This is a genomic window from Denitrificimonas halotolerans, assembly GCF_034259425.1.
Classification (GTDB): domain Bacteria; phylum Pseudomonadota; class Gammaproteobacteria; order Pseudomonadales; family Pseudomonadaceae; genus Denitrificimonas; species Denitrificimonas halotolerans.
The window spans coordinates 191,716-213,015 of the sequence record NZ_JAXIVU010000002.1 but is presented as its reverse complement, the minus strand read 5'-3'; the positions used below and the strand labels follow the sequence as shown (position 1 = coordinate 213,015).

At 48.5% G+C, this 21,300-nt stretch carries 19 protein-coding genes, 1 pseudogene and 1 riboswitch; of the genes and pseudogenes, 14 read left to right on the top strand and 6 right to left on the bottom strand.

What is annotated here, in order from left to right; translation table 11 throughout:
• Positions 1 to 246 precede the first annotated feature (246 nt).
• The 3 genes from TOI97_RS02805 (at position 247) to TOI97_RS02795 (ending at position 2,649) form a co-directional block, all read left to right on the top strand.
• The gene (locus tag TOI97_RS02805; RefSeq protein ID WP_321552606.1) at positions 247 to 1,617 is read left to right on the top strand and encodes a hypothetical protein; all 1,371 of its coding nucleotides are present in this window, start codon (positions 247 to 249) and stop codon (positions 1,615 to 1,617) included.
• Between the two features lie 322 nt (positions 1,618 to 1,939).
• A complete protein-coding gene (locus tag TOI97_RS02800) occupies positions 1,940 to 2,143 on the top strand; it encodes a hypothetical protein (RefSeq protein WP_321552605.1) in 204 nt (67 codons plus the stop codon).
• Between the two features lie 125 nt (positions 2,144 to 2,268).
• Positions 2,269 to 2,649: a hypothetical protein gene (locus tag TOI97_RS02795; RefSeq protein ID WP_321552604.1), complete on the top strand. Its 381-nt coding sequence runs from the start codon at positions 2,269 to 2,271 to the stop codon at positions 2,647 to 2,649.
• Positions 2,650 to 2,723: 74 nt separating this feature from the next.
• Here the strand turns inward: TOI97_RS02795 and mntP are convergent, their stop codons facing one another.
• Positions 2,724 to 3,281, bottom strand: a complete 558-nt coding sequence (gene mntP / locus TOI97_RS02790) for a manganese efflux pump MntP (protein ID WP_321552691.1) — start codon at positions 3,279 to 3,281, stop codon at positions 2,724 to 2,726.
• Between the two features lie 49 nt (positions 3,282 to 3,330).
• A riboswitch (yybP-ykoY riboswitch) is annotated at positions 3,331 to 3,452 on the bottom strand.
• A gap of 459 nt (positions 3,453 to 3,911) precedes the next feature.
• Between mntP and TOI97_RS02785 the strand changes: the two genes are divergently transcribed.
• Both TOI97_RS02785 and TOI97_RS02780 read left to right on the top strand, forming a co-directional pair.
• A complete protein-coding gene (locus tag TOI97_RS02785) occupies positions 3,912 to 6,161 on the top strand; it encodes a DEAD/DEAH box helicase (protein WP_321552603.1) in 2,250 nt (749 codons plus the stop codon).
• Positions 6,162 to 6,821: 660 nt separating this feature from the next.
• Complete coding sequence (locus TOI97_RS02780) at positions 6,822 to 7,298, top strand: hypothetical protein (protein ID WP_321552602.1); 477 nt, start codon at positions 6,822 to 6,824, stop codon at positions 7,296 to 7,298.
• A gap of 214 nt (positions 7,299 to 7,512) precedes the next feature.
• Here the strand turns inward: TOI97_RS02780 and zigA are convergent, their stop codons facing one another.
• Complete coding sequence (zigA, locus tag TOI97_RS02775) at positions 7,513 to 8,721, bottom strand: zinc metallochaperone GTPase ZigA (protein ID WP_321552601.1); 1,209 nt, start codon at positions 8,719 to 8,721, stop codon at positions 7,513 to 7,515.
• 67 nt (positions 8,722 to 8,788) lie between these two features.
• Positions 8,789 to 9,715 (bottom strand): GTP cyclohydrolase FolE2, encoded by a 927-nt coding sequence (gene folE2, locus TOI97_RS02770; RefSeq protein WP_321552600.1) that lies wholly within the window; start codon positions 9,713 to 9,715, stop codon positions 8,789 to 8,791.
• A gap of 306 nt (positions 9,716 to 10,021) precedes the next feature.
• Here folE2 and TOI97_RS02765 point away from each other — a divergent pair, with 306 nt between their 5' ends.
• The 5 genes from TOI97_RS02765 to TOI97_RS02745 all read left to right on the top strand — a co-directional run bounded on the left by TOI97_RS02765 (position 10,022) and on the right by TOI97_RS02745 (position 11,586).
• Entirely contained in the window at positions 10,022 to 10,234 is a 213-nt protein-coding gene (locus tag TOI97_RS02765; protein ID WP_321552694.1) for a hypothetical protein, read from the top strand.
• Positions 10,203 to 10,271 carry a hypothetical protein gene (locus TOI97_RS02760; RefSeq protein WP_321552690.1) on the top strand — a complete coding sequence of 23 codons (69 nt, stop codon included), beginning with the start codon at positions 10,203 to 10,205 and terminating at the stop codon, positions 10,269 to 10,271. The genes TOI97_RS02765 and TOI97_RS02760 overlap by 32 nt, the downstream gene beginning before the upstream one ends.
• Positions 10,272 to 10,569: 298 nt before the next feature.
• Positions 10,570 to 10,770, top strand: coding sequence for a hypothetical protein (locus TOI97_RS02755; RefSeq protein WP_321552599.1), 201 nt, complete (start codon positions 10,570 to 10,572; stop codon positions 10,768 to 10,770).
• Positions 10,771 to 10,857: 87 nt separating this feature from the next.
• Positions 10,858 to 11,391, top strand: coding sequence for a RadC family protein (radC, locus tag TOI97_RS02750; RefSeq protein ID WP_321552598.1), 534 nt, complete (start codon positions 10,858 to 10,860; stop codon positions 11,389 to 11,391).
• 72 nt (positions 11,392 to 11,463) lie between these two features.
• Positions 11,464 to 11,586, top strand: a complete 123-nt coding sequence (locus TOI97_RS02745) for a hypothetical protein (protein ID WP_321552597.1) — start codon at positions 11,464 to 11,466, stop codon at positions 11,584 to 11,586.
• Positions 11,587 to 11,958: 372 nt separating this feature from the next.
• Here TOI97_RS02745 and TOI97_RS02740 read toward each other — a convergent pair whose 3' ends face one another.
• The 3 genes and pseudogenes from TOI97_RS02740 to TOI97_RS02730 all read right to left on the bottom strand — a co-directional run.
• On the bottom strand, positions 11,959 to 15,576 hold the full coding sequence (locus TOI97_RS02740; RefSeq protein WP_321552596.1) for a YobI family P-loop NTPase: 3,618 nt from the start codon (positions 15,574 to 15,576) through the stop codon (positions 11,959 to 11,961).
• A 125-nt stretch (positions 15,577 to 15,701) separates the two neighbouring features.
• Positions 15,702 to 16,712 carry a virulence RhuM family protein gene (locus TOI97_RS02735; protein ID WP_321552595.1) on the bottom strand — a complete coding sequence of 337 codons (1,011 nt, stop codon included), beginning with the start codon at positions 16,710 to 16,712 and terminating at the stop codon, positions 15,702 to 15,704.
• Positions 16,709 to 17,095 (bottom strand): annotated as a pseudogene (locus tag TOI97_RS02730) (type IIL restriction-modification enzyme MmeI); the annotation flags it as partial. The pseudogene TOI97_RS02730 and the gene TOI97_RS02735, both read right to left, overlap by 4 nt.
• Positions 17,096 to 17,199: 104 nt before the next feature.
• On the opposite strand from TOI97_RS02730, the gene TOI97_RS02725 reads away from it, so the two are divergent.
• The 4 genes from TOI97_RS02725 to TOI97_RS02710 all read left to right on the top strand — a co-directional run bounded on the left by TOI97_RS02725 (position 17,200) and on the right by TOI97_RS02710 (position 20,988).
• On the top strand, positions 17,200 to 18,582 hold the full coding sequence (locus tag TOI97_RS02725; RefSeq protein ID WP_321552594.1) for an IS1380 family transposase: 1,383 nt from the start codon (positions 17,200 to 17,202) through the stop codon (positions 18,580 to 18,582).
• 713 nt (positions 18,583 to 19,295) lie between these two features.
• Positions 19,296 to 19,988, top strand: coding sequence for a DUF3275 family protein (locus tag TOI97_RS02720; RefSeq protein ID WP_321552593.1), 693 nt, complete (start codon positions 19,296 to 19,298; stop codon positions 19,986 to 19,988).
• A gap of 58 nt (positions 19,989 to 20,046) precedes the next feature.
• Positions 20,047 to 20,358: a hypothetical protein gene (locus tag TOI97_RS02715; RefSeq protein WP_321552592.1), complete on the top strand. Its 312-nt coding sequence runs from the start codon at positions 20,047 to 20,049 to the stop codon at positions 20,356 to 20,358.
• A gap of 78 nt (positions 20,359 to 20,436) precedes the next feature.
• Positions 20,437 to 20,988 carry a hypothetical protein gene (locus TOI97_RS02710; protein WP_321552591.1) on the top strand — a complete coding sequence of 184 codons (552 nt, stop codon included), beginning with the start codon at positions 20,437 to 20,439 and terminating at the stop codon, positions 20,986 to 20,988.
• Positions 20,989 to 21,300: the final 312 nt, after the last annotated feature.

Sequence of the window (21,300 nt, the reverse complement as noted above, 5' to 3'; positions counted from 1 at the left end):
TCAAAAAACCAGAGTGGCCCATGTATTCATGATATTAATAGCGCAGTGTGACATCGGTGGAAATTCATGAGCGATTTGGTTAAAGACTTCTTACAGAACCACGGGCCTTGTTTGTCGAGTGAGCTTGCGGACTATCTAGTCCAGACTCTAAAGATTTCGCCTGATGCAGCTAGAAAGCGAGTTTCAAGGCTTGCTGATAATGTTAGACGCCTAGGCTATGTGACGTTTCCGCGTAGGGCTCGGTTCATGTACCTTGAGCAGCAGTTTGGCTCGCCCGTCTACTGGGAGAAGCTCGCTGGAGCATTGATGCAAACCAACACGGCCTACGGCAATGCTATAGCGGCGTTACGACAACGTGGAGGAGCCGTCCCAGAGCGACTTTTCCCTATCGTTTGCGGTGCCCCGATCAGGCAGCAGAAACACCTATCGCCTGAAACTATCTTCACTAGGCTCAATGAGGCGGGGCTTTTGAAAAGGGTGACGCTGCCCAGTCTTGGCGACTGTATTGCTATCGTGCAGGCGGACGAGTACTACGATCAGCTCTCGCCAATGATACGCGCACGCCTCATAACTGAAAGTTTCCTGCTTGCGGCGGTCAGTGATTGGCTGCGTAAACTGGGAGTTGTTAGTTACGGTAAGGTGGCCACTCGTGAGGATGATAGCTTGCCCCGTGTAGGGACGTTCGCCTGGGATCTTACCGCGCCTTCGTATTTGGGGCCGATGGTGAAAGCGACCAAGGATGGCAAGGACAAGCCAGGTTTTGTCGTTTGTGATGTATATCTGGGTGATTCCGTCACCATTGAGGGCGTGAAGCCCTTCATCAACAAATGTCGAACCCTGAGAAGTCTTCGGAACGTAGGTTCATGCTTGCAGATATTTGCCGCTGAAAAATTCAATAGCGATGCTTTTCAGATCCTGAAGAAAAACGGGATTATTCCAGCGACGCCAGCAAACCTATTTGGTGAAGAAGTTGCCGCAGGGTTGCGGGAACTATCAGCAGTGCTGAATAAGGCAGCAACATTATCTACTATCGACCCAGCAAAATTTGATGATCTATTCAGCAAACTAGGAAAGATTACGGGAGCATCTAACCAGCTTCGTGGAACATTGTTTGAGTACCTCGCTGCCGAACTCATGCGAAAATCCGGTGCTAGCTTGGTACGATTGAACCGAATCTACAAGAATAGTATGGGCGTGGCCGAGGCGGACGTGATAGCGGAGCGACAAGATTTATCTGTCACCTTCATCGAATGCAAAGGGCATGACCCCTATGGGCAGACGCCGCATAGTGAGGTAAAGCGCTGGTTACAGCACAACGTCCCGATTTTCTTCAGGATTAGAAACGAGCATCAAGATTGGAAAAACATCCCGGCGCATTTCGAGTTCTGGACGACTGCGCCTCTGACCCAAGAATCGCTTGATTTGCTCGAAAGGGCCAAGAGCGAGATCAAAGCTACGCGCTACACGATCAGTTGGCGCGTTGGCCCGGAAATTCTTACTCTTTGCCAGAGAACGAACGACGATGGCCTCATCAACGCCTACCGAAAGCATTTCATGAAGTTCAACGCAAAGGCAGCCCATGCGGCCGCAATTTGGCATGAGCAGCATAGGGACTAGAGTGCGCCTGTCGCGTGAGTGTGCATACTTGCGTCCTAGCGATGTGGTGACAATACCCCACCTTGACCGGCTGACCGGCAGCATCCGCGACCCAATTGTTCGGTAACCCGGCCAGATACTGGACACCTCCAGACCACTGTTTTATGATTAACTTATGTCTCGTTAGTCGTTGACTGACAACATACCTCAAGCCCTGTACAACATGAAAATGGGTGCTTACGCCAGTAAGCTGTTGTTTAAACCTACCTTTAATCCCTGCGGATAAACCTTTATCCCGCAAGGATTCTGTGTTTCTCCGCTTTTTGTTTTTTGGAGAAACATCATGACGACTCAAACTCAACAAGATCAGTTTGACACATCATCCTACCCGATCGAAGTCCTGCGCTCTGCTGCAGGGTATTACATCGGGCAATGCTGCCCAGAAGAAGGTCCGATTTCCCGTTTGAGTGTTCAGTATTGGAAAACCGAATCTGATGCTGAAGCTGCGCTGGCTAGTGGTAACTGGGCCGTGCGTGAATGGGCGTGAAATAAACTAAAAACGCAAGTCGGTTTAACCCTCTTCGTTCTGTAAAAACATTCGCAATACCCCCTAGCGGAAACACTTTTCCGCCAGAGGATCAGTGTTTCCGCTTTTTTATCTGGAGAAACACTATGCAGTCTCAACAATCACAAAACACACTAATAGCTGGATGCCAATACATAACCGACTCGGTTAAGAAAGGCATCTTAGGTAATTTCTTCGAGCAGATTTTTCTTGAAGGAATCCACACTCCAAACTCCAGTTGCTTTGGCACAAAGCCTTCAAGGTTTCCGTCTCCATTCGTTACTCCGATACGTATTGATTGTAATGGTGTTGAAGTCCTCAAGGCCATTGAAGGGCTTCCACTTACTTGGGTGGAAATCAACAGCCTGAGTAAATGGGGCGTCTATTACAAATACATAGCGCTTTTCGGTGAGCGCCACTGGGTAACTACAGACCGAAGCGGCGCTCTCTTCGTGCGTGAGTTCGATTTGACTGAGCACTTTATTTAACGTAAGCGTCTGGTGAACTCATCTTGCACCCCTCCCTCCGCTATTAAGCCAGAGGGAGGTTTGTTTTTTAAGCGCTACAAGTGCCCCAACAATATCCATACGCCTACCGCTATGAGCGTAAGTCCGCCAAAAACTTCCGCTCTGTGTCCCAATACGGAACCAATAGTTCGCCCTAACATCACCCCCAGTGTCACCATGAATGTCGTCGCTAATCCAATTAGAGCAGCTGCAATCAAGATGTTCACATTAATAAACGCGAGCCCCACGCCAACAGCCATAGCATCAATGCTAGTACCTATTGCGGTCAGAGAAACTTTAAGAAAAGAGTGACTGGAAGGTTTTTCTACTTCTTCTGAGACGGGTTTCATGCCTTCATAAATCATGTACAAACCCAAGACCACTAATAGAAAAAATGCTATCCAGTGAGCCCAAGTTTCTACGTAAGATGATGCCGACTTACCAATCAACCAACCTATTACAGGTGTTATTGCTTCGATTGAGCCGAAAATAACCCCCATTCTTAAGGCTTCTGAGAAGCTGGGTTTTTTTAGGCTTGCGCCCTTGCCAATTGCAGCGGCGAAGGCATCTGTGGACATTGCAAAAGCAAGTAAAAGAAGGGCTATAGGGTTCATTAGATTAATCCGGTCGGGCATATTGAGTCCACGATATACGCACACGCCCGACCTCAGGCATGAGTATATCGATGGTCTCGCCAACCGAGAGGTGTCCGCACCATGGCATTTGGCCAAGTATGTTGATACGAACTCTTCCTAATATCGGAAGCAGGCTACTCCCCAAAGAGGCCGCAACTTTAGCAATAGCTTACAGCAATAGCAAATTCAGCTTTGTTTGTGTACCGACTATAAATAAAGGCCTCAAGCGCCGCAGTACTATCAATACAGAACCACAGTTATATTCACCAAGGTGGGGAATGTGTCGTGAGCGCTGTGAGCATGAGCCGAATCACGGATTGCTGATGTAAAGAAAGGAATGGATAGGTTCGAGCCAGCACCAATCTAAATAGGTGGCCATTGACACTATGCCACTACAGTTTTTATTGGAGGGTGGACAGTCAATAAAGCCTGGCATATCCTCTAGGTATGTTTCGCTGATCGTTGATCAGCAACATGCCATAAGCCGTGTACATGATGCAAAGCGGCGCTCACGCTGTGAGTTCATGTCTAACCTACCTACCCTTGGCGGAGAAAACTCTCTCCGTCAGGAGCTGTGTTTCTCCGCCTTTTGCTTTTTGGAGAAACACTATGAGTACTCACTCAACAACCATCCCTCTAACCGACTTCATTTCCGAGTTCGGCGATGTCCTAATCGACTCTTTGAACGAGTCAAACCCTCCGGTGTATACCGGCATGACCCACCCCACTCACCTCCAGCGTCAGCAGGTAATGGATGGACTGCTCCGAAAACCTTTCGATGCTCAGGCCGAAGTTGTTCAAGCGGTTACTGCGCTACTCGTTGATAAAAACGAGTCAGCTGCAGTCATCAATGCGGAGATGGGTACGGGTAAAACCATGATGGCCATCGCTGCTGCAGCTGTTATGCACACAGAGGGCTATCGTAGACACCTTGTTATTTCCCCACCTCACTTGGTTTACAAGTGGCGCAGGGAGATCTTGGAAACTGTCCCAAATGCCAAAGTCTGGGTTTTGAACGGCCCTGACACACTCGCAAAGCTGATCCAGCTCCGCGCTGAGTTAGGCGTTCTGTCTAGTAAGGATGCACCAGAGTTTTTTATTCTGGGGCGCATCAGAATGCGTATGGGTTACCACTGGCGACATGCTTATACGCGCAAACCAACCCGCAATCGCGATACAACCGGCGAACAGATTTTTCTGCCAGCCTGTCCCGATTGTGGAACCTTGGTAGCACATGACGGTGAGCCAATTACCGAGAAGCAATTTCTGGCAGTCGATAAGCAAGTCAGCTGCAGGGAATGCAAAGGTAAACTTTGGACCCTGATGCGCGACCGGACAGGCGCTGAATTTGACCGTCGTAAGGCTTTAGTCAAGTCAGTTTGCCAGATTCCAACCATTGGACCGGTGCGAGCGAACCGGTTACTCGATCAGTTTGGTGAGGACTTCATCAGCGGATTGTTGGCTGACAACATTCACGAGTTCATCAACTTGATGGATGAGAAAGGCGACTTTCTATTTTCCGACAAGCAAGCCAGGCGCATGGAGCGTGCCATGGCCAACATCGAGTTTGGTTTTGGCTCAGGCGGTTATCAACCAACAGAGTTCATCAAGCGGTATATGCCGCAAGGTTACTTTGATCTGTTGATCGTGGATGAAGGTCACGAGTACAAAAACTCAGGTTCGGCCCAAGGACAAGCCATGGGTGTACTCGCAGCCAAAACCCGGAAAACCATTTTGCTAACCGGCACCTTAATGGGTGGCTATGCTGATGACTTGTTCTATTTGCTGTTTCGTGCGCTCACCCAGCGCATGATTGAAGATGGTTTTGTTCCTCGCAAGAACGGCAGCCTGAACTCAGCGGCAATGAGCTTCATGCGTGAGCATGGAATCCTCAAGGACATCATGAGCGAAAGCACAACATCCCATAAAACCGCACGCGGTAAAAAGCAGACAACGCGCACAGTGAAAGCCCCTGGCTTTGGCCCTAAAGGCATTCACCGCTATGTCTTGCCTTACACCGTATTCCTGAAACTCAAGGATATTGGCGGCAATGTTCTTCCTGCTTATACAGAGGAGTTCCGTCCTATTCCAATGAGCGATAGCCAGGAAACAGCCTACAAAGACCTTAGCAACAGACTGACAGCTGAACTGAAACAAGCATTGGCACGTCGCGATACGACCCTTATGGGTACTGTGTTAAACGTGCTACTCGCTTGGCCTGATTGCGCATTCAGAACTGAAATCGTTAAACACCCGAAAACTCGGGATACCCTGGCATTTGTGCCAGCTGTGTTTGGTGACGAGGAAATGATGCCCAAGGAACAGGAGCTACTGGACATTTGTCTTGAGGAGAAAGCCAAAGGCCGAAAGGTTTTAACCTACTGCACCTACACCGGTACTCGCGACACAACAGCCAGGCTTAAAGTCAGGCTGGAGCAAGCGGGATTGAAGGTGGCAATTTTGCGCAGCAGTGTTGAAACAGGCAAGCGTGAAGACTGGATTGCAGATCAGGTAGACAGAGGCATTGACGTGCTTATCTGCAACCCTGAGTTGGTGAAAACCGGCCTCGATCTGTTGGACTTCCCAACAATCGTGTTCATGCAAACCGGCTATAACGTCTACACCATGCAACAGGCTGCCCGACGCTCTTGGCGGATTGGTCAAACTGAAGCAGTGAAAGTGATTTTCCTTGGCTATACCGGCACCTCCCAGATGTCCTGTCTGGAGCTGATGGCCAAGAAAATTGCAGTCTCACAGAGTACATCAGGCGATATACCAGAATCAGGTCTTGATTCTCTAAACTCGGATGGTGACTCGGTTGAAATGGCTCTCGCAAGGCAGCTTATTTCAAGTCATTAACCCACTATCACAGCCTCTTAAGAGGCTGTTTAGGATCTAATATAATGGACCATTTTACATACACAGCTGAGTTCACTCACCCGCTCTGTCCTTACTGCAGCAGCAGAGTGCCATGTGATCAAGACGACCCAACCGTGCCTTGGATCGGTACTTGCAAAAGCGGTCATACCGCCATTTACGAGCTGGATGACGAGGACGACAACTCCTAAACCTATAGGCCGCATGCGCGGCCTTTTTTAATACTGTTTACACCCACTCTAGCCTAATACAAATAGACTGTTAGACATGCCGATATTCTTTTTTCAAAACTTTTTTCTAGCCCTCAATAAAGCAAAGTGCACGTTTTTCTGCTGAGGGATGCACGCTTAAGATCTTATAGTTGAGCGTGAGCCGCTAAATATAAAGGGTTCGCGTTTTTGCTGGGGTGGTTAATGTGCACCCAGCTAGCGAAAGGTGAGCAAGCTCGAATTGCTGCAAGAAGCTGTCTTGCTAAGCGCGGAAAAACTGCGTATAAACAATGATTTACTGTTAAATAAACTAAACAGGCATAGCAGCGAAACGCGCATGCTTACTAATATAATGTTAGGCCCATATGCAGAACTCAGCCAGTAGTCATATTGAGAAAAATGGAAAAATTAATCCAATCTGGGGTTATGTGGAGTGATGCAGCCACTAACACAGAAAATAATTGTTAGCATAGTACTGCTAGCAGGCACTTCCTTATTTACTTACTTGCAAATGCGCAGCCTCGGCGTATCAGAAGCAGATCTTGTTTACACAGAGGGACGTATTTTAGAAATCATCACCGTGCGCTCCATTAAGAACCGGGATTCCATTTTTTATCGCATGGAAAATCTGCCGGAGAAGGTAGCCATACGCCGGGGTATTTTCTCCGCTGACCGCATTTCGCGTAGTTTCAAGCCAGGTACAGTACTTAAGGTTGGTCATACCTCAAACATTACCTGGCGCAAGACAATAAATGCATACTCTTTGTCAGCTAACGGCTGGCGTGTATATGGCTTAGAAAACTACGCTCGCGATTATCGTTCTGAAAGCAAAAGCATATCCTGGGTTGTTGTTTTGCTAACCTTGATAGTTGCTTATTTATTAGGAACAGCTAAGAGCGGCATACGTTGAAAGACAGTGCAGGCCTAATCGGGTAGCCGAGGGTTTCTAGCCCTCAGCCCCCACAACACCCTGCATGCGGCTCCGCACAGGGCGTTTCACTAAGAGTGATGAAGTTTAATCCAACCATCGCGCAACTCGTACAGACCCGGAGCTTTAGAGCTGCGCCATAGACCTTTGCTAAGTAAAAGACGATTCTATTACACATGTGTAACAGAAATCGTCTTTATGCCACTTCTAAAGTGCCCGCTAAATTAAACGGCTCGCCCCACTGCTGCCAAATTATCGAACCCTGCGCTAATTCATCATCCGTCAGTAAACAAGCGTTTAAGTCAGCTTCGAGCTGGTTAAAGTTAATGTTCTGGCCAATAAAAACCAACTCTTGGCGGCAATCACCGACATCATCTTGCCATTTTTCTTCGATGGATTTTAAACTCTCAGCATCTTGCGGCCAATCTGCATGAGGTACGCTGGCCCACCATTGGCCCGCATAGCTATAACGCATCATGCCACCGGCTTGCGACCAGCTGCCAACCAAATTTTGGCAAGGTGCCAACCAAAAATAACCTTTGGAGCGTAATAAACGTCCATTGCACCATTCTTGATTTAAAAACTGATAAAAGCGCTCGGCATGTAACGGACGGCGTGCTTGCCATGCATGTGAAGCAATACCGTACTCTTCACTTTCTGGAATATGCTCACCGCGCATTTCTTTGAGCCAGCCGGGTGCTTGCGCGGCTTGATCAAAATTAAAGGCATGGGTATTGAGTACTTCTTTTAGCGGGATATCGCCCATGCGCATCGGTAAGATTTTCGCTTGGGTATTGAGTGAGCGCAAAATGGCTTCCAGCTCCTGATAAGCAACTTGGCTGATAAGGTCGGTTTTGCTGACTAAAATGACATCAGCAAACTCCACCTGCTCAATCAGCAAATCAGTGATTGCGCGCTCATCGTCTTCGGCAATATCGTTTTCGCGCTCGCCAATCCATTGTGCAGCATGATAATCGGTTAAAAAATTGATGCCATCCACCACTGTAACCATGGTATCGAGACGCGTGAGGTCAGATAAGCTATGACCGGCTTCATCAGTAAAGGTGAAGGTTTCTGCCACCGGTAACGGCTCAGAAATCCCAGTGGATTCAATCAGTAGATAATCAAAGCGATTTTGCTGGGCCAGCGCTGCGACCTCTTTAAGTAAGTCCTCGCGCAAGGTGCAACAGATGCAGCCATTGCTCATCTCAATCAGCTGTTCTTCAGCGCGATTAAGCTCTACGCCATGTTGCGCTGCACTGCCATCAAGATTGATTTCACTCATATCATTGACGATTACCGCCACGCGTAAGCCTTCGCGGTTTTTTAAAATATGATTGAGTAATGTGGTTTTGCCTGCACCTAAAAAACCAGATAGCACGGTAACGGGAAGCGGAGTGGACATATTGTTTTTCCTTGCTTAAGTAATGTTAAGTAATAGGTTTACGCCAGAGTGCAGCGCGCTGATAGCCTTAAAGGGCTCGGTCGTTTGCTGCAGCGTGCTCAATAGAGGCGATAGCGTCGTGAGCATGCAGACTTTCTAAATGGCGTGCTGTGGCAGTAAATTCTGAATAGCGTCCAGCTAATGCCTGTTGCATGCGGCGCACCGCATCTTCAACAAACATCAAATTATGGCCATTGAGACGGGCAAATTCTTGCTCATCAATACGCTTTACTGCGGTTTGTAGCGGGGTGGCTAATGCCTCTTCGATACAGTTGATTAACGCGACCAAGCCAAAGTCTGCACAGCCTTGGGCTATGCTCACGCTGACTGTGGCTTGGCTGCGTTGACTATGGGGTGTGGCAAAACTGCCATGCTCTTGCAGCCAGTGCGCAACCTGCTCGACATTGCAGGTATCAGTTGTAGCAAAGGACGCAGTAAAGTGCTCAGCCAAGAGTTGCCGTGCTAAAGCGGCAGAGCAGGGGCAGGTGGAGGAGTAGCCGATTTTGACCTCTGCCGTCAGCTTAAATCCTGCTGGCGATAACTGTGCATGCAGTTGCACGGGATAGCTTTTCCAGCCACCCAAATCGCTACTCAATAATGCCGTGCGCTTCAGTAGTAGGTTAAAACTTAAGAGTAAACGTGCTTGTGAGGCTTGAGCTTCTTGTTGGCCGAGGATAGCTTTGTTTAACATCTCCAACAAAATATCAGGCGTGACCGGCTGTACAGCAGCAAGTTCGCCGAGTAGCTGATATAGGCGAGACATATGAATGCCTTTGCTTTTGGCATTACCCATATCCACCTGAAAGCAGGCGTGCATGGATAGTGTGTTGTATATGTTGGGATATTCCTCAGCCAAGCAGAGTGGCAGATCAATATTATCCATACCAACCCAGTTGATAGGTGTGTGGATATAAGCTTGTGTATCTAGGGAAATATCAGGCAGTGAGCTCTTCATAGTTATCAGACATACCTAAAAGTAATGTTATAGTATAACCAATGCTTTGCGATAACAACACAGCCTAAATGGATATGCTTGTTTTTGAATGCAAGAATTAACAGTTTTCCAGTGCCATATTAATAAGCTTTAGCGTGCTACTGGCTTATATTGTTGTGATTGTTTTGTTAATCGGCACACCAGATCCAATTATGGCATTGGTGACCAATGCAGCTTCTCAGCATGATTTTAAGGAGCCTCTGAATAACTACCCACTTTTTTCGATAATAGCCGCATCGTCCATTTTTTAGCCCAGCGAGCTAAATAATGAACCAACTGACCTTTGCCGAAGCAGAATACCAGAACAAAAAGGGTAAGACGCGTCGTGAGATTTTCTTAGAAAAGGTGGAGACCATTATTCCTTGGAAGCGCTTGCGAAATCGCGCCACTAAGCATTACTCCAAAGGTGAAACAGGATTCCCCTTACCCGCTCACTATGATGCTGCGTGTGCACTGTTTGCAGTTGCTCTACAAGCTTAGCGATCCAGCTCTAGAAGATTCACTGATAGCAGTATGAAGCCAGTCTTTGGCGAACCCAAAGTAGCTTATCCAGCCTCGTAAATACTGGCTAACTTTAAACAGCTGATAGCACTTTTTTGTACTGACTACCCAGGTCTGGACAACCAAACGCAAGTTACCTATTATTCAATCATGTTTCGCTAATCGTTGGTTAGCAACATGCCAAAAGCCGTGTACATGATGCAAAGCGGCGCTCACGTAGTGAGCTCATGTTCAACCTACCTATCCTTGGCTGGCGGAGAAATCACTCTCCGCTAGGTGCTGTGTTTCTCCGTCTTTTCTTTCGGGGACATACAATGCAAATCACAATTGCTGAGGCATGCTTTAACTGCAAAAAAACTATTGGAGCAATTCCTGTTCAGCTTAATGAAGCTCATAAGCATGGACTAGATAAAGAAGCTCTAATCAGTAGCGGTATTGATATATGTGATACCTGCTACACCACAATGATGATTCATCATGAATATGTAGAATACTGCTCATACGAACGCAGCTGATCTAATAACCCTACCCATCTTGGCGGAAAACACTTTTCCGTTAAGGGATTTGTGTTTCTCCGCCTTTTGCTTTTTTGGAGAAACACCATGCAAACTACTAACGAAGCAACTAATAGCTCACTGAGCTTTTTGGACAATGTCTATGGTTTCTTACGGGAACCGGATGGCACCTATAGCGCTAAAAATATCAGCGAAACAGATGTGCTAAAAATGGCAAGCTTCATTGCAGCACAGAAAATTAACAATCGAGTCTGTATAGACTCTCCTAAGAAAGCCACCGAGCTGATTCAGTTCAAAATGGGCAAGCCTGAGCATGAAGTGTTTGCGTGTTTATTCCTAGACACCAAACATAACGTCATAGCTTATGAAACGCTGTTTTACGGCACTGTTGACGGCGCTAGTGTCTATCCTCGTCAAGTGGTTAAGCGCGCTTTGGCTAATAATGCCGCAGCTTGCATAATCGCGCACAACCACCCTTCAGGTGACCCAGAGCCGAGCCAGGCAGACAAAACGCTAACCAAACGTCTAAAAGAGGCACTAGCCTTGATCGACGTACGCATCCTGGATCACATGGTCGTTGGTCACACGACCTACTCCTTTGCAGAAAATAATCTTCTGTAATCTCTTCACAATCCCGTATGGGCATTACTGCCTGTACGGGGTAATGCCGTCTAACCAAGAGGCATAATCAATATGAAAAAACTCACTAAAGCCGCATTAACGCGGTTAACAAAAAAAGCATTAAACGACGACGCGGACGCTCAGTTTGTCTTGGCCAATGTATACCGTTACCAAGCAGCAGATGGCGTATGTTAATGGCCATTTAAACTGATCCACTATTGGCCATTAACAACATAAATATCGCTTTTTGCCGGACTCATTACGGAATCAGCCATGCGCCGAGGGATGCTCTCGTTTCTGTGCCGGAAAAAGCAACCAACGAGCTGAAATTTGGCTGAATTTTGCCAGGAACGACGAGGAAACTGTGTTCTTAAAGAACAAAAATCAGGCTGGGGCTGGGCTGTGTGTACCGGCGCAGAGATCCAGCGGAGCCGGGCGGTATTTTTTAGTGCTCATGAATAAGGCGGGATTACACCTTGTCGCTAGCAACAAGCGGATTGAACGACCAACCCGTGCAAGTTCGGACGGATATCGTTGTCACCGACAATTTAGCGCAATCCCGACTGATCAACGCGCCTTCTTATAAAGGTGCACTGTTATGTCATCATTCATGATTTTCCCCTCGCGCCAAGACGAAATAATATCCCTAGAATCAAGCCAACGAACCAAGTGCTGATTACCGGGTGTATTCCTCAACTTTGGTTTATTGCTCCCGATTTTTATTTCCGAATACGGCTCCGGCAATTCGGCCAGGACATAGCGCACCTCTTCATTCGTCAACAGATCGTGATACTTGTTGAGGAGTGAAACTTGTGTCTCTACGAGTGTCGAGTGGATCACCAGCGCTTGCACAATAGCCCCATTGAGGCCCGGCACTTCCGTGTCGCTCCGATTGATGATCGCCCCAACCAGTGCGGCTCTCTCAGGCAAGTCAACAAGCGCCTCCAGGTCCATCAAATCTATCAACTTGAGTTTGGCTGCGTTATCAATTCCAGATTGAAGAAGCGCCTCGCGGAAATCATCATCAAGCGCAAAGCCATCTGGGTCGATCAGGTATAGGTTGATATTGGTCGCAACGAATAGCACCTGCAGATCTTCATGGTCAGCGAGCGCTTCGAGGCTTTCTTTGGTGAAAGTAACCTTTCTCTCCTCGATCAGCGCTTTAACCTTGGCTGCCTCCAAACCTTCGGGTACTTTCGTAAACGGTTTCGGTAGAGCGTGCACATATTCTCTGTAAACGGCATCCGACAGCGAGCCTGCATTGATCAGGAACTGACGGAGCGGAGAAAAATCAGAGCTATCCGGCATAGGCTGTGCCAGAAGAGCCGCACGAACATCATCGCGCCCCAAATAATCCAGCAGGCTATCGGCTTTAAATCCCTCTCCGTCAATGAACTCATGGCAATTCAGCCACGTGGGTTCAATCTTGCCTAACTGGAACAACATTGCGTGCAGCCTTACTGGCACGCCCTCCAGAGTTGGTAGCAGTGTTGCCTGCCGCTCCAGAAACTCCCGAAGATCATCCTCTTCAAGCGTATCGTGTTGAATCACCTCGAGAATTGCAGAGGCATCCTCCTTGGTGTTTTCTTCCTGCGCCAAAAGCACATTGCAAAAATAACAGTTAAAATCACGCTCGATCCGCCCCATCAAAGCAGCGTTGTTCGTCGAGCGTATGGTGGTGAAGTTCTTTTTCCGCAGCGACGAAATGTCGTTCCCCCCCAAGAGCGCCTCATAGATGTGCTCCAGATTCGCTATCGTCAGCTCGAAAAGCCCTGCCTCGAACATGGATTGCACAATACCAAAGTGCTCTTTGATCGAGGCGAGATCCTTGATCTCAAAGTCGAGGCACTTAAGACGTTCCGGTGTCAGTTCCGGCACCAACTCCAGAATTTCAGGAAGATGAACGGCAACAAATTTCGGTAGTTTTTCAAAGGTATTTGCGAACTCTGAAAGCAAATTTTCTGATAGGTTTGCGACTAATTGACTGACGTGAGAAATACTGCCGGAGCTGGCAAGAATGGCTGGAACAAGCCCTTTCCAAGTTCTGGCCAGTCCCGAGAGTAACGCTTCGGCATTGCGGCCGCTGGCGTAATAGGCATCCAGAAAGCTTTCGCAGCCTTCAAAATCAGATGAAATAAATTGGAAAAGCTTCTTCGTCTGCCCACCATAAAGAATGCGATCGCTCAGGAGAACGTCAACAAGCTTAACGTTCAGTACATAGCTCTGCTGAAAGTCTTCTTCACGCATCGCTGCGATAACCTCTCTGGGGTTATCGATCGAGTGGTTTGGCTCTGGCGTGACAAAGGCCCGAATCTGAATCAGAAACTTGTTATCGTTCGGCGACAAACGACCCTCATGAAAGAGTGACGTGTATTGATAGTAAGTATCGTCAAGATAGCCCTCCAGCACCAGATAACGGGCAAGCTCTCCATTATCCCCGAAGCTCTCAAAAACAGTTTGAGTGCTGTCGGGATGTAAACGCAATAACTCGCTGAACTTAGTGGTACGGAGCGTTGCAATCTTTGATTTCAGGTCGCTCATTCGACGCAATTGTTTACTCTTGTTATCAGTCGACTTGCTTTCGATCTCTTCCTTGCGCTGCTGGTAAGATTTCTGAGGGCTCTCCCCGGTTAGCAGATCGGCAATATTGACCTGCTGTTGTTGGTTATGGATGTTTCGGCAGAACAAGAGGGAAGCCTCTAAAAGTTGCTCAAAAGTGTCGGGCGCGACCATCTGCTGGAGGTTGACCCATGTCCGCCTGTCAAGGCTGACACTTGTAATGTTCGCGGGAAGCTTTTCAATAAGCGCCATAGCGTAAATTTGACGCAACTCTCTTAAATCTGCAGGGGTCTGCTGCTCGGCAACCCTGAGCTGTTCTTCGAGCTCCTCAATATCGTCCCGGTAAGATTTCTCACCATTTTTGATCAGCTCATTTTTCTGGCTCAATATTCTTGCCAGCACACCCGTACCCCGATGTAACTGCTCAAAATCTCTGGGATAAACATTTTTATAGATCAGAATCGCAAGAAGCTTATTGGCATCAAGAAAACTTTCTCCATCGGTTTCCAGATTGGCCATATAAATGGCGTATTCATTAAAGATATTCTGAATCAACCTCAGGTCGTTCAGGTATCGTGAGACCTCCCGCAGGAATTGGCGGTTAAGACGGCTGTCTAGATCAAGTCTTTCCCCCTGTTCCAATACCTTATCGATCGAATTCGACGAGTTAATAATCGGTATGACAGGAACGATAAATTCAAAAAACTTGGTTCGCTCGGTATTGACAAACATATCGTCGCGCAGCGCGTAGAGAAATCTAATGACTCGCTTAACTCCGGCATTCGCGTTAACAAGGCTGTTTATTTCGCGCAGCGTGACAAAAACATCCGTATTTTTAAATCGGTCGATATCCTCAATAACGACAAGGTCATATTTTGTTCTCTGAAAGAAATAAATTATTTCATCCAGATGACGATTCAATATGGATGTCTGGTCATCATTGGCCGGTTTTATCTCAACATCCTTCAGCGAGATACTCTTGAGAGACAGCCCAAAGCTCGCGACATAGAGTTGATGTAATGTCGCCCAGAAGAATATTACCGCGAACCCGAAGGTTCCCAGATTGAACCCATTGCTGAGCGCTAGCGGATCAAAAAAATCTCCGCTGATAATATCTTCTCGCTGGGGAAACAGGTACCAAAGCGAGAGAATGCCAAGCGTTATGTAAAGAGACTTGAAAATCGACCAGAATCCGGGCGACTGGATTCTTTTGAACCGCGACAGTGGCAGTTTGTTGGCGTCAGCACCATACAACATCTGTTGCAGGATGCTTCTCTCAATCTCCTGGCGGCTTACCTTCTTGCTCCCCACCTCGGCCTTTGAATCGTCCTCGGGAACAAACGCGGCGAGAGAAATATTCAGCACAGGCCGCGGGTACTTCTTCAAGAAGGTTCTGATGATACTGCTCTTTCCCGACCCATAGGGGCCTGTTAGGGCAATGTTAGTAACATCCTTATTATTTGTCGCAAACACTAGTGCTTCGGTATATATGCCGTCCTTGTCTGCCTCGTCCGTGGGTGCGAGGTCCACGAACTTTGGCTGCGCGTCAGCGGAGAGACTTTTTCTTTCCAGAAAAGCTGCCCCCTGATCGAGACGCTTTACAAGCCAACGTATTAGGGAAATCATGCTCTTTTTCATTTGGAATGGAACTCAGTGGATCCGGGTAGAAAGAACCCCCTTTTGGATCAGAGGATTGTCTTTCTTCCATGGGGAAAGCCTGGGCGTCAGTGGACACCAATCTTGATTATCGGTCATAGTTTTTTCTCTTGCGTTTTTAACGCACCTTCAAGTTGTTCGAGCTGGCGGAGATCTTCAGCGTCGGCTGCTACACGCTCGGCAATACGCCGTTGCTGATCGAAGACCTCATAACGCTCACGGGCAACCTTCTCCATGCTCTCGCGACTGACTGAGCCAGCACCTTCGAGGATCGCCTGGTCATTAAAAGCCAGCATTCTATCGACGTTGTTACGCCAGAAGTCCAGGGTCAGCTCCTTCTGCTGTTTTACACGCAGCTCGGCCTGTTCCAGGAAGATCACTACCAGCCGATTCAGCGTGTCTATCTCATCGGCGCTCAGGTAGTTCTTGGCGATGATGACATCCTGCTTTCGTACCCGCGAACCACTCCAACTGGTCAATGCCATATTGGGTTGACTGGGATCAGAGCGCTTCAGGATCAGCTCGGCAGCGGTGTGATTGGTGGTGGCATAAAGCAGCTTGTTCTGCACTTCGGCAAAGAACAATGCGGTTTCACGCTCGCGAGCCTGGTAATCAGAACTAAGCTTAAACAGATCGCGAACCTTCTGATAAAAGCGCTTCTCCGAGGCCCGTATGTCGCGGATGCGTTCCAACAACTCATCGAAGTAATCCCAGCCGCCCGGATTTTTCAGACGCTCGTCATCCATCACGAAGCCCTTGCGCAGAAACTCCTTGAGATGTGTACTGGCCCACTGGCGGAATTGCACGCCACGCGGTGAACGCACGCGGTAGCCGATCGCCAGAATCAGATCGAGGTTGTAATAACTGATCTTTCGTTTGACCTGACGGCCCCCCTCAGACTGAACTGTCAAGGATTCCTTGACAGTTGCCTCTGGGTCTAACTCCTTGTCCTCAAAGATATTTTTTGCGTGCAAAGAGACGTTCTGCTTGGTGGTCTGGAACAGTTCAGCGATTTCCAGCTGACTCAGCCAGATGGTCTCGATCTCCACCCGCAGGTGGAGCCGGGTGTGACCGTCGTCGCTGGTGTACAGAATTAACTCGCTCATGCCTTTTTCCCTTTGGCTGTTTTGTCGGTTATTTTGATATACAGCTCAAACAGTTTTTCCAGTCGCTCGGTATCGTTTTTAAAACGGCGACCGATGTAGATGCGCTCCAGCACTTCATCGTTGCGTTCGTGGGCCGCGCGAAGGTTATCCGGCATGGTGTCTGGGTTGTAGAGGTCGGCGATGGTGGCAGGGAAATGGGCTTCGCGGGCCAGCAAAATATCTTCGGCGCAAAGGGTTAGATCAGCCTTGTTCTTTTCAGTCAAAGTAGGAACAGGGAAAGTGTTCCAGCCAAGGGTGTTGGAGTAGGAAAAATCCGTGCGCATACGCACGCAAACAGTACCGATCCAAACCCAGTGAAGTCGCGAAGCTATGAGTGCCATGTTCCCGTCTTATTCATGAAACCTGCCCATAAACAAAGAAGGCGAGCGGTTTATCCTTTATAATCAATATGTTCCGACAAGAACTTGATTAGAGGGGACCGCTCGCTATGGGTGAAACAATACCAACCTGGAAACCTACCTGCAACCCGTCTGTTTCTGTACGCCTCAGTGGTCGCAAAACCAGCAGTGATGGTGGAGCCTTTTTGCTGCGTGAAATCATGGATCGCAGCGGTGTGTGTGAGCAGCTTGGGCAGCAACTGCAGGACCATCGTGACCCGTCCAGAGTGCGGCACAGCCTGACCAGTCAACTGCGCACACTGATGTTCCAGCATGCTCAGGGCTGGGATGATCTGAGCGACACCCAGCTGCTGGGTGAAGATCCGGTGTTTCAGCTGGCCTGCAGCGATCAGCGCAGTACCACGCCGTTGACACAACAGCGGCCTTCCCAGCCGACGCTTTCCCGGCTGCTAAACCTGTTGGCCCTGGATGCCAACCGGGCTGTATTGCACGATGGTTTGCTGGATTTGGCCATGTGGCGCTTGTCTTCTATGCGCGGCGGCAAACCGCTGCCTTCGATCACACTGGACGTGGACGGTCTGCCCATCGAAACCTTTGGCAATCAGGCAGGTACTGGCTACAACCGCTATGTTGGCTGCACACACTACTCACCCCTGGTGGCCTCCATCGCTGAAGCCGGCGACATGGTGGGCGGACTGCTGCGCGAGGGGAATAGCGGCAATGCTGCTCAGGCCGATCAATGGATTCCCGGGCTGGTTCAGCGGATCCGGCAAACGACAGGCGCCCAAGTACAGGTGCGTTTTGACTCTGGCTTTACCGGTGGTCACACCCTGTCAGCGCTGGATGCAGAAAACATCCCCTTTGTTGGCCGCATTACCAGTAATGCCGTGCTGGACCGCATGGTCCAGCCTTATTTAAAACGACCGGTGGGACGGCCACCGGAACAATTGCGGGAGTGGTGCCACGAGTTTTATTACAAGGCAGAAAGCTGGGATCAACCTCGGCGCATTGTGTTGGTGGTCAGTGAACGACCGGACGACCTGTTTTTACATCACTTTTTTCTGGTGACCAGCCTGGATAGCAAAGACTGGCATGGCCATGAGGTTTTGAGCCTGTACCGCAGGCGTGGCAAGGCCGAGGGACACATGGGTGAGCTCAAAGACACATTGAATGTGCACTTGTCATCGACCTGCCGCGGCGCCTCGACCGTGCAGGACGTGATGGGACGCAACCAGGTCAACCTGCTGTTGGACCTGTATGCCTATCAGCTCATGCACAGCTTGCGAGTGTTGATGGAGTACATCACGCATCAAGGCTGGAGCTTGCGCAAGGTGCGTGAACAGACCCTGAAAATAGCTGCCACCGTTGCTGTGCATGCCCGCCGCATCCGGGTGCATATTGGCCGGGCGGGCAACAAATGGTGGCCAGACCTGCTCAGGCATCTATCCTGGCTGCATCAATCGCCGACATAAATATCGCTTTTTGCCGGACTCATTACGGAATCAGCCATGCGCCGAGGGATGCTCTCGTTTCTGTGCCGGAAAAAGCAACCAACGAGCTGAAATTTGGCTGGATTTTGCCAGGAACGACGAGGAAACTGTGTTTTTAAAGAACAAAAATCAGGCTGGGGCTGGGCTGTGTGTACCGGCGCAGAGATCCAGCGGAGCCGGGCGGTATTTTTTAGTGCTCATGAATAAGGCGGGTTAAGGGTAATGAAATAGCAATACAAAATTACTTCAATCAGCTTGTTAATGAGAAGCTCATTAAAGTTTCCGGTGATGACGTTGAATACGAAAGTTAATAAGGCGCACAAGTTGCGCGGCTCGCACCACTGTCGCCAGTAGGCTATTCGCACCCAGCGCCGGCCCCAATAATCCAGCTCAACGAGTGCTGATAGCCGCCTGCAATACCAAAATAGTTTATCCAGCCGCGTAAATACTTGCTGATTTTAAACCGCTGATAGCACTTTTTGCACTGCCCTCCCAGTGCTGGACAACCCAACACAAGTTACCTATTATTCAGTCATGTTCCGCTGATCGTTGATTAGCAACATGCCAAAAGCCGTGTACATGATGCAAAGCGGCGCTCACGTTGTGAGTTCATGTTTAACCTACCTACCCTTGGCGGAAAATACTTTCCGTCAGGACAAGTGTTTCTCCGCTTTTTGCTTTTTTGGAGAAACACCATGAGCATCCAGATCCCTGGAACCCTTGTCATCAAGACGATTACCGGTCGTTACGGCGACTTCAATACTGCAAAGCTCTCAACTTCAATAGGTGAGTTCGTTATCAAGGATGCAGTCCTTGATCAGTACACAGCTGGTCGCTATGAAGGCTCGTTCCTGATCCAGCAAATCAAACCCTCTTACTACTCCACTGCTGGCGGCACACTGATCGTCGAGATCCGTGCATACCTCGAATCTATGTCTCTTGACGGTTTTGACGCAACTGTCACAGCTGATGATGAGATGATTCAAGACCCGGTTGAAGAAGAAACCCCTCAGCTTCCGGATTTAGAACCGGAACCTGCAGAGCTTGAAACACCGACCTCTGACATCCCGCCAGCCGAGATTCCGTCTCTTGAGGACAAAATTACCTTCATAACAGTTGGTGACAAAACCCAAAAGGCTCAATCAAAACCACAAGCTCAGAGCTCCGAGGAAATGCCTTTTGGCATGACCGAAGAGGAGTTGGAACAACAGGCTGACCCTGATCCGGACAAAGCATTATTTGGACTTATCTGGCCGCTCGGTCAGGAGGTGCGCCTCGATGCCACTGTTGATCGTTTGACCCAGCGTTCCCAAGTTGCACGCTTGCGTGAGCTTGGCTACGAGATGGATATCAAATCTCAGATGTGGAAGCAGCCGGCTTACACTTAACGTCACCGCCACCCAGCTCTGCTTGGGTGGCCACTTACAAAGACTCAAGGAGCACGATATGAGTCGCCCTGCACCCTTAATGCTAATGCGAGATTACAACGTTTCTATAGAGCGTAGAACTCCCGAGCTTCAAAATACTAGGACGGTATTCAGTAGAAACATGCTGGATGCTGACCAACTGATCCAAGTGGCCAGTCAGTTTGGGATTCAGTACAGCCTGGAAAGCGATACGTTGTTTTTGAGCAACCCAGTAAAGCACAAAGGAAAAAATCTTTTGTATTCATTAAAACTACACTTGGTCGGCAAAAAGCCAACCAGCTTAAAAGAGTTTAGGCGCGTTGCTAAGTTTATCAACGCAACTACCCTCTAACTCACTCATAACCAACCCTTTGGCGGAAAGTACTTTTCCGTCAGGAAACGTGTTTCCCCGCCTTTTTGGAGAAGCACCATGACCATGCAAACACAAAAAATCGCTATAGAAATGCTGCGTACTTGTGAAGCTGCAAACTTGCCAAAGCATTACGCTACAGACATTAGCATCGATGTTTTTTGCATCATTAATTCTAATGCAGACCAGTTCGTCTGGCTGCTACGGAATAATGGCTCAAGTATTCTGCCTGTTGAACAAGGCGCAGAGCCCATCACCATCACCTATTATATTGAGGGTATTGGGCGTGACAGCTCGGCTAAAACATTTCTGATTGATAGCAGGACCTGCGCAATCAAAGAAATACCGTTAACCCAAGCCACTATCATTGCGCATCTTCCACCAAAGCTCGACACAAGCGCTGCACCTAACCTGATTATGGGGCAGGTCCAGCAAGTGCTAGAGCAAGGCTGCAATAATCGTTTGTGGGGAGTCTTTAATCCACCAAAGTCGGCGGATCAGTTTAGCTTTTCAGGCTGGACTCAATATTTTTTAGAAAATGGAAATCAGCCTATGGTTGATTTTATGCGCAAAGCGTTTTCGGCAATTTGCTCCGAGCAGGCTGTAGCATGAACCTTCTGAAAATTTATCTTGAACCGCTGCCCTATATGCACTTTCTTTGGAGATCCTAATCTCAAGCTCTAACCCTAAAACCCTGCTTCCGCAGGGTTTTTATTGTCCAAGCTCTGAAAGCTGGACAGCCAAACATTACTGTTCTAATCTTGCAAAATGTTCAGCTGGTCGTTGACTGGCAACATGCCCAAGCCGATGTACATGATGAAATAATCGGCACTCACGTTGTGAGTTCATGTTCTACCTACCTTTTATCTTACCCTTGGCGGAAAATACTTTTCCGTTAAGGGATTTGTGTTTCTCCGCCTTTTG

Bases quoted from the DNA above. Each gene is read 5' to 3' on its own strand.
- TOI97_RS02805 (WP_321552606.1), top strand. From the start codon at position 247: ATGTACCTTGAGCAGCAGTTTGGCTCGCCCGTCTACTGGGAGAAGCTC.
- TOI97_RS02800 (WP_321552605.1), top strand. From the start codon at position 1,940: ATGACGACTCAAACTCAACAAGATCAGTTTGACACATCATCCTACCCG.
- TOI97_RS02795 (WP_321552604.1), top strand. From the start codon at position 2,269: ATGCAGTCTCAACAATCACAAAACACACTAATAGCTGGATGCCAATAC.
- mntP (WP_321552691.1), bottom strand. From the start codon at position 3,281: ATGAACCCTATAGCCCTTCTTTTACTTGCTTTTGCAATGTCCACAGAT.
- TOI97_RS02785 (WP_321552603.1), top strand. From the start codon at position 3,912: ATGAGTACTCACTCAACAACCATCCCTCTAACCGACTTCATTTCCGAG.
- zigA (WP_321552601.1), bottom strand. From the start codon at position 8,721: ATGTCCACTCCGCTTCCCGTTACCGTGCTATCTGGTTTTTTAGGTGCA.
- folE2 (WP_321552600.1), bottom strand. From the start codon at position 9,715: ATGAAGAGCTCACTGCCTGATATTTCCCTAGATACACAAGCTTATATC.
- TOI97_RS02765 (WP_321552694.1), top strand. From the start codon at position 10,022: ATGAACCAACTGACCTTTGCCGAAGCAGAATACCAGAACAAAAAGGGT.
- TOI97_RS02755 (WP_321552599.1), top strand. From the start codon at position 10,570: ATGCAAATCACAATTGCTGAGGCATGCTTTAACTGCAAAAAAACTATT.
- radC (WP_321552598.1), top strand. From the start codon at position 10,858: ATGCAAACTACTAACGAAGCAACTAATAGCTCACTGAGCTTTTTGGAC.
- TOI97_RS02745 (WP_321552597.1), top strand. From the start codon at position 11,464: ATGAAAAAACTCACTAAAGCCGCATTAACGCGGTTAACAAAAAAAGCA.
- TOI97_RS02740 (WP_321552596.1), bottom strand. From the start codon at position 15,576: ATGATTTCCCTAATACGTTGGCTTGTAAAGCGTCTCGATCAGGGGGCA.
- TOI97_RS02735 (WP_321552595.1), bottom strand. From the start codon at position 16,712: ATGAGCGAGTTAATTCTGTACACCAGCGACGACGGTCACACCCGGCTC.
- TOI97_RS02725 (WP_321552594.1), top strand. From the start codon at position 17,200: ATGGGTGAAACAATACCAACCTGGAAACCTACCTGCAACCCGTCTGTT.
- TOI97_RS02720 (WP_321552593.1), top strand. From the start codon at position 19,296: ATGAGCATCCAGATCCCTGGAACCCTTGTCATCAAGACGATTACCGGT.
- TOI97_RS02715 (WP_321552592.1), top strand. From the start codon at position 20,047: ATGAGTCGCCCTGCACCCTTAATGCTAATGCGAGATTACAACGTTTCT.
- TOI97_RS02710 (WP_321552591.1), top strand. From the start codon at position 20,437: ATGACCATGCAAACACAAAAAATCGCTATAGAAATGCTGCGTACTTGT.